We start from the raw sequence: 18,295 nt of genomic DNA, 5'->3' as shown, positions 1-18,295 counted from the left end.
GACAGCCGCAGGTGCGTGGCCGTGTTGTATTCGCTTGAATATTGGAATGCTTATGTCCCGTTTTACTGCTGCCTCCCGTTTACCTTTTGCCCTTGGCACCCTGAGCTGCGCAATTCTGGCGTCCACCGCCGTGGCCGACGAACAGGCCGGGCACACCCATGAATTGAGCCCGCTGGTGATCACCGCCGTCGCGCCCAGTTCGCCCCTGACCGTCGTCACCAACCCCAAAGATCCGCGCCAGCCGGTGCCCGCCAGTGATGGCGGTGATTACCTGAAAACCATCCCCGGCTTCGCCCTGATCCGCAACGGCGGTACCAATGGCGACCCGGTGTTGCGCGGCATGTTCGGTTCGCGCCTGAACATCCTCACCAACGGCGGCATGATGCTCGGTGCCTGCCCCGGCCGCATGGACGCGCCAACGTCCTATATCTCCCCCGAAACCTACGACAAGCTCACCGTGATCAAAGGCCCGCAAACAGTGCTTTGGGGGCCTGGCGCATCCGCGGGCACCATCCTGTTCGAACGTGAGCCCGAGCACTTCGGCGAACTCGGCACACGGGTCAACGCCAGCCTGCTGGCCGGCTCCAACGGCCGCTTCGACAAAACCATCGATGCCGCCGCCGGTGGTCCGCTGGGTTATGTACGGGTGATCGGCAACACCGCTCATGCCGACGACTACAAAGACGGCAATGGCGACACCGTGCCCTCGCGCTACGACAAGTGGAACGGCGATATCGCCCTCGGCTGGACCCCGGACGCCGACACCCTGCTGGAACTGACCGCTGGCAAGGGCGATGGCGAAGCCCGCTCTGCAGGCCGCGGCATGGATGGCAGCCAGTACAAGCGAGAAAGCCTGGGGCTGCGCTTTGAGAAGTCCAATATCGGCGACGTTCTCGACAAGATCGAAGCTCAGGTCTACTACAACTACGCTGACCATGTGATGGACAACTACACCCTGCGCACCCCGTCGGGCACCGGCATGATGGCGGGGCCGATGGCGTCCAACGTCGACCGCCGAACCCTTGGCGCACGGGTCAAGGCCACCTGGCGCTGGGCTGACTACCAGTTGATCAGCGGCATCGATGCGCAAACCAACGAACACCGCAAACGTTCTGGCATGGGCATCGACACCTACAAGGATAAGAACTGGAGCAAAGACGCCGACTTCCACAACTATGGTGCATTTGGCGAACTGACCTGGTACGCCGCCGAGCGTGACCGGGTAATCGGCGGCGCCCGCCTGGATCGAGCTTCTGCCAAGGATTACCGCGCGCGCCTGGGCTCGGGAATGATGAGCAAACCCAACCCGACCCTGGACAAAACCCGAGCCGACACCCTGCCCAGCGGCTTTGTACGCTATGAGCACGACCTGGCCGATAGCCCGACCACGCTGTACGCAGGTCTGGGCCACACCCAACGCTTCCCGGATTACTGGGAACTGTTTTCCCCAAGCTCGGGCCCGGCCGGCTCGGTGAACGCGTTCGATGCCATCAAGCCCGAAAAAACCACCCAGCTGGACGTGGGCCTGCAATACAAAACCCAGAATCTGGAAGCTTGGGCATCGGCCTACGCGGGCATAGTCCAGGACTACATCTTGTTCGACTACGCCCAGGGCTACTCTCAGGCGCAGAACATCAACGCCCGGATCATGGGCGGTGAAGTGGGTGCGGCTTATCAGCTGACCTCCAACTGGAAAGCCGACGCCACCCTGGCCTACGCTTGGGGCAAGAACACCAGCGATGGCAAGGCATTGCCTCAAATGCCGCCGCTGGACACCCGTCTGGGCCTGACCTACAGCGAAGCTGACTGGAGTGCAGGCGCCTTGTGGCGGGTGGTCGCACCGCAGGGCCGTATCGACCGCAATGCGGGCAACGTAGTGGGCAAGGATTTCGACAAAAGTGCAGGTTTTGGCGTGTTCTCGCTCAATGGCGCCTACCGCATCAACAAAAACCTCAAGGTCAGCGCCGGCGTCGACAACCTGCTGGATAAAAACTACAGCGAGCACCTGAACATGGCGGGCAACGCCGGTTACGGCTACCCGGCCAATGACCCGAGGGCGATCAATGAACCGGGCCGCACCTTGTGGACCAAGGTGGATGTGAGTTTCTGACGCAAGTCGCCACCCTCTGTGGGAGCGGGCTTGCTCGCGATTGCATCATCGCGGTCAGCCAGACAGACCGCGCTGCCGGCATCGCGCGCAAGCCCGCTCCCACACTAAAAAATAAACAATGCAACCTTGCGGAGCCGCTCACATGAGCCAACCAACACCGTCTTTCTACAACCTGGCCTGGCGCTGGCATTTCTATGCCGGCCTGTTTGTCGCCCCCTTCATGATCCTGCTGGCGCTGACCGGGATTATCTACCTGTTCAAGCCCCAGCTTGACTCCCTGATGTACGACCATCTGCTCAACGTCACCCCGGCCCATCACAGCCTCAGCGCCGATGAACAGCTCAGCCGCGTGCAAGCCGCTTATCCACAAGGCCACATCAGCCAGTACCTGCCGCCGATCAATCCTGAACGCAGTGCTCAGTTCGTGCTCCACAACGACGGGCGTGAGCTCAACGTGTTCATCAACCCGTACAGCGGCGCCATACGGGGCGAGCAAGACGCCAAGCTCAACCTGCAAGCCGTGGCCCGGGCGCTGCATGGCGAGCTGATGATCGGCACCCTCGGCGACCGGCTGGTGGAGCTGGCTGCAGGCTGGGGCGTGGTGCTGGTGGTTTCCGGCCTGTACCTGTGGTGGCCAAGGGGGCAATCGGCCGCCGGGATACTGTGGCCACGCCTGAGCCGTCGCGGACGCGTGCTGTGGCGCGACTTTCACGCCGTGACCGGTTTCTGGGGCGCTGCCCTGCTGCTGTTCATGCTGATCAGCGGCATGACCTGGACCGGCTTCTGGGGCAAGCAATACGCCGACGTGTGGAACCAGTTCCCGGCAGCGATGTGGAACAACGTACCCACGTCGGATATTGAGGCCCGCAGCCTCAACACCGTCACTCGCCAAACCGTGCCCTGGGCGCTGGAAAATACGCCGATGCCGGTCTCCGGGGCCCATGCCGAACACATGGGCCACGGCGCCATGCCAAGCGGCCCGGCGGCACCGGGCATCACGTTGCAGGACGTGGTCGACACTGCCATCGAGCGCAAGGTCGAACCCGGCTACAGCATCACGCTGCCAACCACCGCCACCGGCGTCTTTACCGTGGCCGTCTTCGCCGACGACCCGCGCAACGATGCCACCCTGCATGTTGATCAATACACCGGCCAGGTGCTGGCGGATGTGCGCTGGCAGCACTACGGCCCTGTCGCCCGCGCCACTGAAATGGGGGTGATGCTGCACGAGGGCAAACTCTTCGGCTCGCTGAACCAGATCGCAATCCTGGTGGTGTGCCTGATGATCCTGCTCAGCTCGGTCAGCGGTCTGGTGATCTGGTGGAAGCGCAGGCCCCAAGGTCGCCTGGGCGTACCGCCGTTGCGTCATGATTTGCCGACCTGGAAAACCGGCGTGGTCATCATGCTCGCCCTGGCAATTGTGTTCCCGCTGGTAGCCGCTTCCCTGGTTGCGGTGTGGGTGCTTGATCGTTTGCTGCTGTTGATCCGCAATAAACGCCCACGTGAGCACCTCTCATAATGCGCATGAGGCATCCGAGAGGCGCATTCCAGAGCCATTGCTATAATGGAACGCCAGTATCACACCCGAAATAAGTGTTACTGTATAACAAAGTAATTTAAGCTCCATTACCCGCCGCCAGGAGGCAGCGGGGACACCTCTTGAAATAAGCGACTCACTGCCCCGATGAACACGTACCTTTTTTCCAGCCTCTGCCTGCTGGCGATGAACAGCGCCCAGGCCGATGACAGTGCCCCTTCCCTGATATTGCCAGCCGCGAGTATTACCGCCCCTGAAGTCGATCGTGAAAGCATCGACCTCAAGACCGCCACCAGCGCCGGTTCGCGCCTGAACCTCAACAGCCTCCAGACACCGGCCAGCGTCGAAAGCCTGACCGGTGCGCAAATCCGTGCCCGTGGTGACCGCAGTGTGCAGGACGCCGTGACCCGTACCACCGGCATCAGCAACACCGGCACACCGGGCAACGGCGGTTCGTCGTACTCGGCCCGGGGCTTTGTGGGCCAGGGTTCGGTGATGCAGTTGTATGACGGGATTCGCATGTACAGCGGCGCAGGCACCGTAACGTTCCCGGTGGACGACTGGTCGGTGGAACGCATCGACGTGCTCCGCGGCCCGGCCTCAGTGTTGTATGGCGAAGGTGCCACCGGCGCGGTGATCAACGTGATCCCGAAAAAACCCTTCAGCGGTGAAATCGAGAACCATGTCCGCCTGGGCTACGGCTCCTACGATGCCCGCCAACAGGCGCTGGACAGTGGAGGCTCGCTCACCGACACCCTGAGCTACCGGTTGAACATCAACCACACGCAGAGCAATGGCTGGATCGACCACGGCGACTCCGAAAACACCTTTATCAGTGCCGCCCTGCGCTGGCAGGCCAACGACGACCTGGCATTCACCCTGAGCCACGACTACGGCGACCAGGAGCCGCAGAACGACTTTGGTGTGCCGCTGATCAATGGCCGTTATCACAAGAGCCTGCGCGACAAGAACTACAACGTGCGCGATGCCAAGCTGCATTACAACGACCAGTGGACGCGCCTGAACACCGAATGGCAGATCAGCGACGACCTCAGCGCCAGCAACGAGCTTTATTACCTCAAGGCCCAGCGCCGCTGGCAGAACGCCGAGCGCCATGCCTGGAATGAAGACCGCCAGACCTTGCTGCGCAGCGGTTACTTCAGCATCAAACATGAGCAGGAACAGGTCGGCGACCGCCAGACCTTTACCCTCAACCACGACCTGTTCGGCCTCAAAAGCAGAACCCTGGTGGGGGCGGACTACAACCGTATCCACTTCAACCTGCACAGCAACTCGCCGTACACCGATGTGAACAACGGCCAGCCGATCGACCTGTACCACCCGGATCGTGGCCAGTTCGAAAGCCGCTCGCCGTACCTCGACCAGTTCAAGACCACCACGCAACAGGTCTCGCTGTTTGCCGAAAACCGCACCGAGCTGACGGATCAGTTGTCGTTGGTGACGGGAGTGAGGCGCGACATCGTGCACCTGGACAACAATGATCTGGTCAAAGACACACGCAGCGACCGCAGCCTGTCGGCCAACAGCTGGAAAGTCGGACTGGTGTATGAGTTGACGCCGGACATGTCGATCTATGCACAGCAGGCCACCAGCGTTGATGGGGTGGCCGGGCTGATCAGCCTGTACCCGGACGAGCAGGTCTTCGACCTGGCCCGCGCCCGCCAGACCGAAATCGGCTTCAAGCAGATGTTCTGGGACCAGCGTGGCGAATGGACAGTGGCAGCGTATCACATCGTCAAGAAAGACCTGATCACGTCCGACCCGAACAATCCGGGCAAATCACAGCAAGTCGGCGAGCAGTCCTCCAGCGGCCTGGAAGCCAACCTTGATCTGCAACTGCCCCACCGCTGGCAGTTGCAGGCCAATGCCTCGGTGGTGCGCGCGCAGTACGACACATTCGATGACGAAGGGGTATCGCGCAAGGGCAATCGCCCCACCGACGTACCCCGTCGCACTGCCAACCTGTGGTTGAGCAAGGCCTTTACCGATGACGTGAACGCAGGGGCTGGCGTGCGTTATGTCGACTCGCGTTATGCCGACATGGCCAATACCGTCGAGCTGCCGAGCTACACCGTGGTAGACGCCACCGTCAGCTGGAAAGCGTTGCCTGGAACCACCCTGGGGCTGCGCCTGAACAATTTGTTCAACCGCCAGTACGCCGTAACCCAATACAATAACGGCCAGCAATGGATCATGGGCGAGCCGCGCTCGCTCTTCGTGACCGCAGACTACGCCTTCTGACCGAATCTGTAGTCGCTGACGAGGTACGAGGCTGCGATCGAGTGCGAAGCAGTCGCAAACCAGGCGCCTCGGGGTATCAGTTGCATTGAGACCTCAGGTTTTACGAGCGCTTCGCACTCGATCGCAGCCTCGTACCTCGTCAGCGACTACAGGGATCTTTCTCAATATTGGCCAACCCGGATTTTTATGACCCGCCTCACCCTCACCCAACTCGCCTGGACCCCTTTGGGCCACGGCCATTGTCATCACCAGTTCAAGCTGCGTGATGCCAACCTGCACGTCGCGGCAGGTGAGTTCGTGGGGTTGATCGGCCCGAACGGCAGCGGCAAGACCAGCCTGTTGCGCTGCGCTTATCGCTTCAGCAAACCCGAGTCAGGCGAGGTCCATCTGGGCCCGCACAACCTCTGGCAGCAATCGCCCCGCTGGTGCGCCCGGCGCATTGCGGTGGTATTGCAGGAATTTCCCGATGCCTTTGGCCTGACCGTCGATGAAGTCGTCGCCATGGGCCGTACCCCGCACAAGGGCCTGTTCGACGGCGACACCGAAGCCGACCGTGAACTGGCCAAAAACGCTCTCCAGTCAGTCGGCCTCAACGGCTTTGAAGACCACGCCTTCGCCACCCTCTCGGGGGGTGAAAAACAGCGTGTGATCCTCGCCCGGGCCCTGACCCAGCAACCCGAACTGTTGATCCTCGACGAGCCGACCAATCACCTCGACCCGCGCTATCAGCTGGAGCTGCTGCAACTGGTCAAGCGCCTGAAGATCGGCACCCTGGCCAGCATTCATGACCTCAACCTGGCCGCCGCGTTTTGCGACCGGCTGTACGTGATCAACCACGGCAAGATCATCGCCAGCGGCACCCCGCGCGAAGTGCTGACCGTCGAACTGTTGCGCGATGTCTTTGGCGTAGCGGCATTGATCGACGACCACCCGCTGTCCGGCTACCCGCGCATTACCTGGATAACCCAACCATGAAGCTGATCCGCCTCGCACTCGGCCTTTGCGCCGTATTGGGTGCCCAACTGGCCCAGGCCCAGACCACGCAGTACCCGCTGACGATCAAGAGCTGCAACCGCGACGTGACCTTTACCCAGGCCCCGAAGCACGCGGTCAGCCACGACATCAACATGACCCGGATGATGCTCGCCCTGGGCCTCAAGCCGCATATGGCCGGCTACAGCGGCATCAGTGGCTGGAAGGCGGTGACGCCCGAGATGAACGTGATCCTCGACGGCCTGCCGGAACTGGCCAGCAAATACCCGTCGGTGGAAACCCTGCTCAATGCCAACGTCGACTTCTTCTTCGCCGGCTGGGATTACGGCATGCGCGTAGGCGGCGACCTGACCCCGCAAACCCTGACTCCGCTGGGCATCAATGTGTATGAGCTGACCGAGTCCTGCGCTTTCGTGATGAAGCGCCCGCCTGCCAGCCTGCAAGACACCTACGACGACTTGCTCAACCTGGGCAGGATCTTCAACGTGCAAGACCGCGCCCATGAGGTGGTCGTGCACATGCAGCAAAAAATCGCCGAGGTACAAGCCTCCTTGCCCGCCACAAAACCCCGGGTGTTTCTGTATGACAGCGGCGAAGACCGTGCCATGACCTCGGGCAAGCTGGGCATCCCCCACGCCCTGATCGAAGCGGCAGGCGGCAATGACATCCTCAGCGACATCGACGCCAGCTGGACCCGCATCAACTGGGAAACCGTGGTCGAGCGCAACCCCGAGGTGATCGTGATTGTCGACTACAGCGAAGTCACGGCCGAGCAGAAACAACGTTTCCTGGAAACCAACCCGGCCCTGCAATCGGTGGACGCCATCCGTAACAAGCGCTTTATCGTCATCCCTTATGTGCAAGCCACGCCGGGTATCGACAACGTGTTCGCCATCGAAACTCTGGCCAAAGGCTTTCACCCACAATGATGGCTCGTCGCTACGCCCTGTTGCTGATCGGCCTCGGCGCACTGCTGCTGGTGTCGTGCGTGGTGTCGCTGGGTTTTGGCCCGGCGCGGGTGCCGGTGGACGTGGTGTGGCACATTTTGCTGAACAAGCTGTTCGGCCTTGGCGACGTGAGCTGGAGCCCGGGGCAGGAGCACATCGTGTGGCTGATCCGCGTGCCGCGCATGCTGCTGGGAGCGCTGGTGGGTGCCGGGCTGGCATTGATCGGCGCCGTGCTGCAAGCGGTCACCCGCAACCCGCTGGCTGACCCGCACCTGCTCGGCGTGACCAGTGGCGCCACCCTGGGTGCTGTGATTGTTGTGCTGCATGTGGGCGAAATCGTCGGCCTGCTGACCCTGCCCATCGCCGCGTTTATCGGGGCCTTGTTGAGCATGCTGCTGGTACTGGCGATCGCCAGCCGTCATGGCCGCCTGGACAGTGACCGCCTGCTGTTATGCGGGGTCGCGGTGTCATTTGTGATGATGGCTGTGGCCAACACGCTGCTGTTTTTGGGCGACCATCGCGCCAGCTCCGCCGTGCTGTTCTGGATGCTCGGCGGGCTGGGCCTGGCGCGCTGGGAACTGCTGGCCACCCCCAGCGCCAGCGTGCTGCTGGGGCTGGTGTTGCTGCTGGGCATGGCCCGCCCGTTGAACGCCCTGATGGCTGGCGAGCAGACCGCCGTGACCCTGGGCCTGAATGCGCGCAACGTACGCTTGCGGGTGTTTTTGATCGCCTCGCTGATGACCGGCGTACTGGTGGCTATCAGCGGTTCGATCGGCTTTGTCGGCCTGATGATCCCGCACATTGCGCGGCGTTTGGTGGGCGCCGAACACCGGCGTTTATTGCCGGTGTCGGCGCTGCTGGGCAGCGTGTTTCTGGTGTGGGTCGATGTGGCGGCCCGCACCCTGATCGCTCCCGAGGACCTGCCCATCGGCGTGGCCACGGCAGCGATAGGCGGGCTGTTCTTTATTGGCTTGATGCGTAAACGCTAAAGCTCATCGCGCACCGGCCCCACTTTCAACTGCACCACCGGCATACCGGGGGTCGTGCCTTCATAGTCAAACGCCACAGGTTGCGTCGACACGGTAAGGCGGGTGTTGACCGCCCCGGCTCGCGGCCAGGTGCTGCTCGGTTCCAATACCCGCAGACCGCCTGAGTTGAGCACACGGGTCAGGGTATCGCTGGGCAGGGCCGGGGTTCGGGTCGGGCTGCTGTTTTCAATGAAGTAGCGCTCGTAGGTGACACTGGCGCCGCTCACATATTCACACAGCCGGTCATTGGCCTCTTTGTCACCGCGCCAGTACCTCAACAGCCCACCGTCATCGGTCGAGAGGTACAGAAAATCAACACTGACGTCGCTCAACTCCCGGTGAAGTGTTCGGGTGGCGTAGCAAATGTCGACCGGCCAAAACATGTTTTTCAGCAGATTGGTTTCAATCGCAGTGCCCGCCACCTGCCCGCTGACTTCACGGGCGAAATGCAGGGATTTGATGGCATAGCCACCGGGCAACACCGTTCTGGCAGCCGGCACGTTCGGCAGCGACAAGTGCGTACCCAGAATCATCTGTGCCACATTCACCGGCTCATCGTTTTCCATCAATTGCAGGGCCACGTAAGTGTCGTAATCGGGGTGACGCAACACGCCCCCCATCATATTGGCCACGCACGGATGCTTGAGGTGTTGATGCTCATACCGCGCCGCATCGTCGGGGTGACTGAACACGGGGCCCAAGGCAAAGAACCGGATGTTGCTGGCCGTCGCAGCGGGCACTTCCAGACCATAAGGTTGCCAGCCCGCGCTGACACGCCCCGCACGGGTCCAGACCGGGTTGGTTTTGATCACCTGTAAATCACCCGCCATCGCCACCTTGCGCACATAGTCCAGCGGCGTGAGCCGCAGGGCTGTCAGTTGATCAAGCGTGGCCTGACCGCCCTCCCTGAATACGCCGCTGGCCAACTGCACCTGCGATGACCTGTCGATATAGCGCAACAGCGCACCGTCGCTGCTGGACAGGTAAAGCACCGCAGCCGCAGGCACCAAACCAATTTGCGCCTTGATACTGTCACTGAGCGCCAGTGCCCGGGCGAAATCCACCGGCGACACAAATGCCTCGTAAATGCGCCTGGTGTCCAACCCTTCCACGCCTGCCGCCACCCTGGGGGCTGCCACATAGACGGCCTGGAGCTTGAAACCCGGCGGCAGTCGGTGCTGGTCGGTCACTGCATCCCGGGCAAACAATCGGTCCAGGGTAAATTCCCCGCCTTCCAGTGGCAGGGTCGCTACGTATTCGTCCCCGTGAAGACTGGCGAGTATCACCCCGTATTGAGACGTTTGCGCAAACGTCAGACCGTTGTGCACATAGCGCACGGCATCTTCCAATTGAGTAAATACCGGGCTGCAAGCCAGAGGCCGTAGCGCCTCTGTCGCAGCTGGCACGGCACCCGGCTTGAAGTCCGCCGCTACCTTGCCGGGCTGCCCCCACAACGCACTGCCCACCACAACCTGCAAATCCCCCGCCTGAGCGACCTGACGAACGTAGTCCACGGGTTTGATCGAGTTGGCCCGCAGGGTCATGTGCATCGCGTTGCGCCGAACATTTTCGGGATGCTCCACAGGCGGCGCGATCTGCGTGCGCAGCGCCCGTTCAAGGGGAGAGTCGCTGGGGGTGTATTTGAGCAAGGTGCCGTTGCGCGCCGAAAAATAGCGGATGCTGGCCCACTCACGATCCCGGATGGCCGCATTGAGCTCGTGGGGTTCAAGCATGTTGCGCCACACCTGTTCCTGCGAGGCTGAACGCCACAGCCACAACGGATGCACACGGTGGGTGTGATAAACCGCCACCACGGCACACCCGTGGGGGGTGAGGGCGATGAGTTCTGGTGGCAGCACGCAGGCGGGATCGAAGCTCTCGTTATGGCAGGCCAGGGGCTCAGTGGCGACAAAACGATTGTCCAGCCGCTGATAGATCAGGCCGCCGTAGACCTTGTCATCTCGCCCGGCAATCTGTTCGTGGGCGTAACGCGCGGCATCATCAGCCGAGATGAAAGACGGGCTCATGGCCCGCCGGTAAAAGCCATCATAGGGTTGCCAGACGGGTGTCACCCGCCCCTCCCTGCTCCACAAGTCACTGGTGTGCAGCACGCTTAACTCGCCCACGCGGGAAAGCTCGCGAATAAACGCGCTGGTGAGCGTCACGCCGCTGAGCAGCTCCCGCGTAATCGCCAACCCCTCACCCTGGGTGAGCGGCGCCAGCAAGGTTTGCTCGGCCGGGGTCAACGTCGAGACGTATTTCAGGACAGCGCCATCGGTGGTGCAGATAAACAGCGGCACTGCGCGCGCGGCCGATGGCCCGGCCAATGCCTGGGCAGCCTTGACCCCATTGGCCAGGGCCTGGGGAAACAGGAAATTCTTGAATACCGAAGGCTCTTGCACAGGCACCAGGCTCGGATCGCGGTAAAAACCGTCGCGGCAATACAAGCCTGCCACCTCGTAATAAGGGGGTATGAGACCCGGAGTGGAGGCCGTCGAGGGGAAAATCTTCGACAGCGAGAAATCCAGCTCCCCCGAAACCGGTTCCGAAGCGACAAACACGGGCTGGCCTTTGTGTTCGAGGATGATCCCGTACACGCTGTCACTGGTTTGATTGACCCGCGCCCGCATCTCTTTGACGGCCTGCTCGATGCTCTCACTGATAGGCCCAAACGCGGGCTGCTGCACGATCACCGGGGCAATATCCAGAGACTCTGACGGTGTGAACACCTTGAAGTCCCCCCGCAACAGCCCCGGCTTTGCGCCCCATATTTCAGTGGACTGAATCACCCGTAACGTCCCGACCCTGGCTGCCGCCTGGATGTATTGGGCGATGGTGGGAAATGTCAGTTTCCCCTCGCTGGTATCGAGGGCAATTCGTTCTGTGAGCGCTTCTTCCAGAGGCGATCCGCTGGCGATGTATTTGAGCAGCGAGCCATTGACCCCCGACAAATAATGGGCGACAGCAAAATAGGCATTGAGCCGATTGAGCACCATGTCCGCAGTAGAAAAGCTGTTGATGGCGGTTTGAATGTCCTGGGGTGGCCATGATTTTAAAACACCTTGCAGCTTGTCGTAGTTCGCCGGGTGCGAATGGTACAAGGCCACGCAGGTATAACCGGGGGGGGTGATGAACATACCTGTGGCATCGGTTGAAATGACCAATGTCGGATCAAACGAGCTTTGTCTTCCTCTTACCGGGCGTGTTGCGAAATAGCGTCCCTGGGTGTCTTGGAGGATAGCGCCACCGTACTCGACGGTGCGGTAGTCCGCGATCAGTTGGTGGGCAAAGCGGGCGGCATCATCGGCATTGATAAAGGCCGGGCTTAGCGTCGGCAATACGGTTCGCACATTGGGATGTGCGTTGCGCTTTTCACGGTTCTCGGTGTAGTCCATAGCAATGGCATCCTTGATCAAAGAAGGGAGATCGGCCAAGGCCAGATCTCCTTTCATCATCAAGAGCCGTGGGCTGAGCGGGCGGTAAATAGTTAAGTTGCCCTGCGAAACCGCCCCCTCCTGGGGCGAACGGCCCCAGGCAGGCGATTTATGCCTGCCTGGCACCAAGGCAGCGCACTCAAGCCCCCAACTGGTGCGCCATGACGCCCGATTTTCGCGCAAAGCCCCGTTGCAGAGCCTTATTTCAACTCCGGCACAGCCCTTGCTAAGACCTTCTCAGTGTTCAGATCAATCCTCTAAAAATCAGATACCTGGAGATCGCACCATGAAGCGTCGCAGCTTGATCAAGGCTTTCACCCTGACCGCCTCCATCGCGGCATTGGGCCTGACCTGGACGGTGCAAGCCGCCGAGACCATCAAGGTGGGGATTTTGCATTCCCTGTCCGGAACCATGGCGATCTCCGAAACCTCGCTCAAAGACATGGCGCTGATGACCATTGACGAGATCAATGCCAAGGGCGGCGTCAACGGCAAGATGCTCGAAGCGGTGGTGGTGGACCCGGCCTCCAACTGGCCTCTGTTTGCCGAAAAGGGCCGCCAGTTGCTGACCCAGGACAAAGTGGCCGTGGTATTCGGTTGCTGGACGTCGGTGTCGCGCAAATCGGTATTGCCGGTGTTTGAAGAACTCAACGGCCTGCTGTTTTACCCGGTGCAATACGAAGGCGAAGAGATGTCGCCCAACGTGTTCTACACCGGTGCAGCCCCTAACCAGCAGGCCATTCCGGCCGTTGAATACCTGATGAGCGAAGACGGCGGCAGTGCCAAGCGCTTTGTGTTGCTGGGCACCGACTACGTGTACCCGCGCACCACCAACAAGATCCTGCGCGCGTTCCTGCACTCCAAAGGCGTGGCCGACAAGGACATCGAAGAGGTCTACACCCCGTTTGGCCACAGCGATTACCAGACCATCGTGTCCAACATCAAAAAGTTCTCGGCAGGCGGCAAAACGGCGGTGATCTCCACGGTCAACGGCGACTCCAACGTGCCGTTCTATAAAGAGCTGGCCAACCAGGGCCTGAAAGCCACCGACGTTCCGGTGATCGCGTTCTCGGTGGGTGAAGAGGAACTGCGCGGCATCGACACCAAACCGCTGGTGGGCAACCTGGCCGCCTGGAACTACTTCCAGTCGGTAGAGAACCCGGCCAACGATAAGTTCGTCGCCGACTGGAAAGCCTACGCCAAGAAACACAACCTGCCGGGCGCCGACAAAGCCGTGACCAACGACCCGATGGAAGCCACCTACGTGGGCATTCACATGTGGGCCCAGGCCGCCGAAAAAGCCAAGTCCACCGACGTGGATAAAGTGCGCGAAGCCCTTGCCGGCCAGACGTTTGCCGCGCCGTCGGGCTACACCCTGACGATGGACAAGACCAACCACCACCTGCACAAGCCGGTGATGATCGGCGAGATCCAGCCTGACGGTCAGTTCAGCGTGGTGTGGCAGACCGAAGGCCCGATCCGCGCCCAGCCGTGGAGCCCTTACATCTCGGGCAACGACAAAAAGCCGGATTACGCGGTGAAGGGTAACTGAGGCCAGCCTCATCGTTGTGCTTTTGTGGGAGCGGGCTTGCTCGCGATGCAATCAACACGGTTTCACTGAAAGACCGCGTTGCCTGAATCGCGAGCAAGCCCGCTCCCACAGGTGTGTTGAATTGCTTCTATCTGTGCAAGGCCATAACTATGCCCACTGCCCTTTACCGCGTTATCGTCGCGCTACTGCTGTTGCTGCCCCTGGCCGCACAGGCCGATGACGCCAGCGACTTCGCCGCTGCCAACAATTCACAGCAGGCCCAACTGCTCGAACGCTGGGCCGCGCACCCCGTCCCTGCCCGCGTCGAACTGATCAACAGCCTGCAACAAGGTCAGCTCACGGTAGACGGCCAGTCCAAAACCCTGCGCCTGAACAACCGTCTGCGCGGGCTGATCGACACGGCATTGGCCAGCCATCAGTTGCTTGCCAGCGATCCCAAGCTGCGCCTGAGTGCGGCGCAACACCTGCAAAAATCCGCAAGCCCTGCACAACTCTCATTCCTCGACCGGCAACTGGCTGGCGAAACCGACAGCGATGTACACACCGCCCTGAGCCTGGCGCTGGCCAATCTGCAACTGGTCGACCCCGACCCTGCCGTGCGTCTGGCCGCCGTGCGCCTGCTCGGAGAAACCGGCGAACCGCTGGCCCGCACCCGTCTTGAAACCCTGCTGCAACCCGGCGTCGAAACCGATGCCACGGTACACACCGCCGCCGAAACCAGCCTGTCCCAGGTCAAGCGCAAACTGCTGATCGGCGACCTGCTGGGGCAGGCGTTCAGTGGTTTGTCCCTGGGGTCGATTCTGCTGCTGGCGGCACTCGGGCTGGCCATTACCTTCGGCCTGCTGGGGGTGATCAATATGGCCCACGGCGAGATGCTGATGCTCGGTGCCTATTCCACGTACTGCGTGCAGTTGCTGTTCCAGCGCTTTGCTCCTGGCGCCATCGAGTTCTACCCCTTGCTGGCATTGCCGGTCGCGTTCTTTGTCACCGCTGCCGTGGGCATGGTGCTGGAGCGCACGATCATTCGTCACCTCTACGGCCGTCCACTGGAAACCCTGCTCGCCACCTGGGGCATCAGCCTGATCCTGATCCAGCTGGTACGCGTCCTGTTCGGTGCACAAAACGTTGAAGTGGCCAACCCGGCATGGCTGTCGGGCGGGCTGCAAGTGCTGCCCAACCTTGTACTGCCGTACAACCGCCTGGTGATCATCGTCTTCGCATTGGCCGTGGTGGTACTGACCTGGCTGCTGCTGAACAAGACTCGCCTGGGCCTCAATGTTCGCGCCGTCACCCAGAACCGCAACATGGCCGCCTGCTGCGGCGTACCCACCGGGCGTGTGGACATGCTCGCCTTCGGCCTCGGCTCGGGGATTGCCGGGCTCGGCGGCGTGGCCTTGAGCCAGGTCGGCAATGTCGGCCCGGACCTGGGCCAGGGCTACATCATCGACTCGTTCCTGGTGGTGGTGCTGGGCGGTGTCGGGCAACTGGCAGGCACTGTTTACGCGGCCTTTGGCCTGGGCATCGCCAACAAGATTCTTGAACCGCAGATCGGCGCCGTGCTGGGCAAAATCCTGATCCTGGGGCTGATCATTCTGTTTATCCAGAAGCGTCCGCAAGGGCTCTTCGCGCTTAAAGGACGGGTGATCGACTGATGAATCAGCCTCTGATGGTCACTGCGGCACAAAAAGCCGGGCCCACCGTTACAACCCTGGTGGGTGGCCTGGTCCTGCTGGTGTTGCTGGCCTTGCCGCTGCTCTCCCTGTTGCCTGCCGACAGCCCGTTTCAGGTCTCGGCCTACACCCTCACGCTGGTGGGCAAGATCCTCTGCTACGCCATTGTCGCGCTGGCGCTGGATCTGGTCTGGGGCTACGCCGGGCTGCTGTCCCTGGGTCACGGTTTGTTCTTCGCCCTGGGTGGCTACGCGATGGGCATGTACCTGATGCGCCAGGCCTCGGGCGATGAATTGCCCGCCTTCATGACCTTTTTGTCGTGGACTGAACTGCCCTGGTACTGGGTCGGCACCGAACACTTCTGGTGGGCCATGTGCCTGGTGGTACTGGCTCCCGGCTTGCTGGCACTGGTGTTCGGCTTTTTCGCCTTCCGCTCGCGAATCAAGGGCGTGTATTTCTCGATCATGACCCAGGCCCTGACCTTCGCCGGGATGCTGCTGTTTTTCCGCAACGAAACCGGGTTTGGCGGCAACAACGGCTTCACCAACTTTCGCAGCATCCTGGGCTTTGGCATCACCGAACCCGGCACCCGTGCCGCGCTGTTCTTCGCCACGGTGCTGTTGCTGGTGGTCAGTCTGTTTCTCGGCTGGCGGCTGGCGCGCAGCAAGTTTGGCCGCGTACTGACCGCGCTGCGCGATGCGGAAAACCGCCTGATGTTCTGCGGCTACGACCCCCGTGGCTTCAAGCTGTTTGTGTGGGTGTTGAGCGCTGTGCTGTGCGGTCTGGCCGGTGCCTTGTATGTGCCGCAAGTCGGCATCATCAACCCCGGCGAAATGTCGCCGACCAACTCCATCGAAGCCGCCGTGTGGGTAGCCCTGGGTGGACGCGGCACCCTGATCGGCCCGCTGCTGGGTGCAGGCGTGGTCAACGGCATGAAAAGCTGGTTCACCGTGGCCTTCCCCGAATACTGGCTGTTCTTCCTGGGGGCGCTGTTCATCATCGTGACCCTGTACCTGCCCAAAGGCGTGATCGGCCTGATGAAGAAAAAGGCCGACCAATGAGGAATGTCATGCTCGAACCCATCCTCGACCCCAACAAAGACGCGGGCAGCAGCCGTGACGCCATCAGCTTTGGCCAGCGCGTTGAACCGGGCCTGAACACCCGCCACGGCACCATCCTGACCCTGGAAGACATCAGCGTCAGCTTCGATGGCTTCAAAGCGCTGAACAACCTCAACCTGTACATCGGCGTTGGCGAATTGCGCTGCATCATCGGCCCCAATGGCGCGGGCAAGACCACCATGATGGACGTGATCACCGGCAAGACCCGGCCCAGCGAAGGGCAGGCCTGGTTCGGCGAAACCCTGGACCTGCGCCAGATGAGTGAAGTGCAGATTGCCCAGGCCGGGATCGGGCGCAAGTTCCAGAAGCCCACGGTGTTCGAAGCCTTGAGCGTGTTTGAAAACCTGGAGCTGGCGCAAAAGACCGACAAGTCGGTGTGGGCCAGCCTGCGGGCAACGCTGAGCGGCGAGCAGAAGGACCGCATCGGCGAAGTGCTGCACACCATCCGCCTGAGCGGCTCGGCCCATCGACCTGCCGGGTTGTTGTCCCACGGCCAGAAGCAGTTTCTGGAAATCGGCATGCTGTTGATGCAAGACCCGCAACTGTTGCTGCTCGACGAACCGGTGGCGGGCATGACCGACGCCGAAACCGAGTTCACCGCCGAACTGTTCAAGAGCCTGGCGGGCAAGCATTCGCTGATGGTGGTGGAACACGACATGGGGTTTGTCGGCTCGATTGCCGACCATGTGACCGTGCTGCACCAAGGCAGCGTGTTGGCCGAGGGCTCGCTGGAACAGGTTCAGGCGAATGAGCGGGTCATCGAGGTGTATCTGGGCCGCTGAATGATTACCTGTAGTCGCTGCCGAAGGCTGCGATAAGGCCCGAAGGGGCTTCAACCATTTCAAGAGCGCGACCGCTACGCGCTCGATCGCAGCCTCCGGCAGCGGCTACAGAAGCGGCGCAGTTCAAAAAGGAAATCAACATGCTAAACGTCCAGAAACTGCATCAGTACTACGGCGGCAGCCACATCCTGCGTGGTCTGTCGTTTGAAGTGAAAGTCGGCGAGGTCACTTGCCTGCTGGGCCGCAATGGCGTGGGCAAAACCACATTGCTCAAATGCCTGATGGGCTTGCTGCCGGTCAAGGAAGGCGATGTGCAGTGGGAAGGTAAAACCATCACCACGCTCAAACCCCACCAGCGGGTCCACTCCGGTATCGCTTACGTGCCCCAGGGCCGGGAGATTTTCGGGCGCCTGACGGTGGAGGAAAACCTGCTCATGGGCCTCTCGCGGTTCCCCGGTTCCGAGGCCAGGGAGGTTCCGGCGTTTATCTACGAGCTGTTCCCGGTATTGCTGCAAATGAAGCATCGACGCGGCGGCGATTTGTCCGGTGGCCAGCAGCAACAATTGGCCATTGGCCGCGCGCTGGCCAGCCGTCCGCGCTTGCTGATCCTCGATGAGCCGACTGAAGGCATCCAGCCTTCGGTGATCAAGGAGATCGGGGCCGTGATCAAAATGCTCGCCGCACGGGGGGATATGGCGATTTTGCTGGTGGAGCAGTTTTATGATTTTGCCGAGGAACTGGCTGACCAGTATCTGGTGATGTCACGGGGCGAAATCGTGCAGCAAGGCCGTGGCGAAAATATGCAAACAGAAGGTGTACGCGGGCTGGTAACGATTTAATCTGCGTCTCTATTTAGTGA

12 protein-coding genes are annotated in these 18,295 nt (G+C 61.3%); 11 read left to right on the top strand and 1 reads right to left on the bottom strand.

Annotation, left to right across the window (positions count from 1 at the left end):
- Positions 1–52 precede the first annotated feature (52 nt).
- The 6 genes from KO536_RS20455 (at position 53) to KO536_RS20430 (ending at position 8,838) form a co-directional block, all read left to right on the top strand.
- On the top strand, positions 53–2,110 hold the full coding sequence (locus tag KO536_RS20455; protein ID WP_219262794.1) for a TonB-dependent copper receptor: 2,058 nt from the start codon (positions 53–55) through the stop codon (positions 2,108–2,110).
- Between the two features lie 142 nt (positions 2,111–2,252).
- A complete protein-coding gene (locus KO536_RS20450) occupies positions 2,253–3,629 on the top strand; it encodes a PepSY domain-containing protein (RefSeq protein ID WP_219262793.1) in 1,377 nt (458 codons plus the stop codon).
- Between the two features lie 165 nt (positions 3,630–3,794).
- Positions 3,795–5,909, top strand: a complete 2,115-nt coding sequence (locus KO536_RS20445; protein WP_219262792.1) for a TonB-dependent siderophore receptor — start codon at positions 3,795–3,797, stop codon at positions 5,907–5,909.
- 186 nt (positions 5,910–6,095) lie between these two features.
- Positions 6,096–6,884 carry an ABC transporter ATP-binding protein gene (locus KO536_RS20440; RefSeq protein ID WP_133078751.1) on the top strand — a complete coding sequence of 263 codons (789 nt, stop codon included), beginning with the start codon at positions 6,096–6,098 and terminating at the stop codon, positions 6,882–6,884.
- Positions 6,881–7,831 carry an ABC transporter substrate-binding protein gene (locus tag KO536_RS20435; protein ID WP_219262791.1) on the top strand — a complete coding sequence of 317 codons (951 nt, stop codon included), beginning with the start codon at positions 6,881–6,883 and terminating at the stop codon, positions 7,829–7,831. The genes KO536_RS20440 and KO536_RS20435 overlap by 4 nt, the downstream gene beginning before the upstream one ends.
- Positions 7,828–8,838 carry an iron ABC transporter permease gene (locus KO536_RS20430; protein WP_219262790.1) on the top strand — a complete coding sequence of 337 codons (1,011 nt, stop codon included), beginning with the start codon at positions 7,828–7,830 and terminating at the stop codon, positions 8,836–8,838. Before KO536_RS20435 ends, KO536_RS20430 begins: the two co-directional genes overlap by 4 nt.
- On the opposite strand, the gene KO536_RS20425 is transcribed toward KO536_RS20430, so the two are convergent.
- On the bottom strand, positions 8,835–12,311 hold the full coding sequence (locus tag KO536_RS20425) for a DUF4329 domain-containing protein (protein WP_219262789.1): 3,477 nt from the start codon (positions 12,309–12,311) through the stop codon (positions 8,835–8,837). The genes KO536_RS20430 and KO536_RS20425 overlap by 4 nt on opposite strands.
- A 286-nt stretch (positions 12,312–12,597) precedes the next feature.
- Between KO536_RS20425 and urtA the strand changes: the two genes are divergently transcribed.
- From urtA to urtE, 5 genes are all read left to right on the top strand, one after another.
- Positions 12,598–13,863, top strand: coding sequence for an urea ABC transporter substrate-binding protein (gene urtA / locus KO536_RS20420; protein ID WP_219262788.1), 1,266 nt, complete (start codon positions 12,598–12,600; stop codon positions 13,861–13,863).
- Positions 13,864–14,012: 149 nt separating this feature from the next.
- Positions 14,013–15,515, top strand: a complete 1,503-nt coding sequence (gene urtB, locus KO536_RS20415; protein WP_133078747.1) for an urea ABC transporter permease subunit UrtB — start codon at positions 14,013–14,015, stop codon at positions 15,513–15,515.
- On the top strand, positions 15,515–16,594 hold the full coding sequence (gene urtC, locus KO536_RS20410; protein ID WP_219262787.1) for an urea ABC transporter permease subunit UrtC: 1,080 nt from the start codon (positions 15,515–15,517) through the stop codon (positions 16,592–16,594). Before urtB ends, urtC begins: the two co-directional genes overlap by 1 nt.
- Positions 16,591–17,436, top strand: a complete 846-nt coding sequence (gene urtD, locus KO536_RS20405; RefSeq protein ID WP_219262786.1) for an urea ABC transporter ATP-binding protein UrtD — start codon at positions 16,591–16,593, stop codon at positions 17,434–17,436. The genes urtC and urtD overlap by 4 nt, the downstream gene beginning before the upstream one ends.
- Positions 17,437–17,576: 140 nt before the next feature.
- Positions 17,577–18,275, top strand: coding sequence for an urea ABC transporter ATP-binding subunit UrtE (gene urtE / locus KO536_RS20400; protein WP_133078744.1), 699 nt, complete (start codon positions 17,577–17,579; stop codon positions 18,273–18,275).
- Positions 18,276–18,295 lie beyond the last annotated feature (20 nt).

This window comes from Pseudomonas sp. NKUCC02_KPG, from assembly GCF_019345465.1.
In the GTDB taxonomy this organism is placed as follows: domain Bacteria; phylum Pseudomonadota; class Gammaproteobacteria; order Pseudomonadales; family Pseudomonadaceae; genus Aquipseudomonas.
This window is presented reverse-complemented; position numbering and strand designations above follow the sequence as displayed.

Excerpts from the sequence above, each read along its gene's own strand:
- KO536_RS20455 (WP_219262794.1), top strand. The coding sequence starts at position 53 with ATGTCCCGTTTTACTGCTGCCTCCCGTTTACCTTTTGCCCTTGGCACC.
- KO536_RS20450 (WP_219262793.1), top strand. The coding sequence starts at position 2,253 with ATGAGCCAACCAACACCGTCTTTCTACAACCTGGCCTGGCGCTGGCAT.
- KO536_RS20445 (WP_219262792.1), top strand. The coding sequence starts at position 3,795 with ATGAACACGTACCTTTTTTCCAGCCTCTGCCTGCTGGCGATGAACAGC.
- KO536_RS20440 (WP_133078751.1), top strand. The coding sequence starts at position 6,096 with ATGACCCGCCTCACCCTCACCCAACTCGCCTGGACCCCTTTGGGCCAC.
- KO536_RS20435 (WP_219262791.1), top strand. The coding sequence starts at position 6,881 with ATGAAGCTGATCCGCCTCGCACTCGGCCTTTGCGCCGTATTGGGTGCC.
- KO536_RS20430 (WP_219262790.1), top strand. The coding sequence starts at position 7,828 with ATGATGGCTCGTCGCTACGCCCTGTTGCTGATCGGCCTCGGCGCACTG.
- urtA (WP_219262788.1), top strand. The coding sequence starts at position 12,598 with ATGAAGCGTCGCAGCTTGATCAAGGCTTTCACCCTGACCGCCTCCATC.
- urtB (WP_133078747.1), top strand. The coding sequence starts at position 14,013 with ATGCCCACTGCCCTTTACCGCGTTATCGTCGCGCTACTGCTGTTGCTG.
- urtC (WP_219262787.1), top strand. The coding sequence starts at position 15,515 with ATGAATCAGCCTCTGATGGTCACTGCGGCACAAAAAGCCGGGCCCACC.
- urtD (WP_219262786.1), top strand. The coding sequence starts at position 16,591 with ATGAGGAATGTCATGCTCGAACCCATCCTCGACCCCAACAAAGACGCG.
- urtE (WP_133078744.1), top strand. The coding sequence starts at position 17,577 with ATGCTAAACGTCCAGAAACTGCATCAGTACTACGGCGGCAGCCACATC.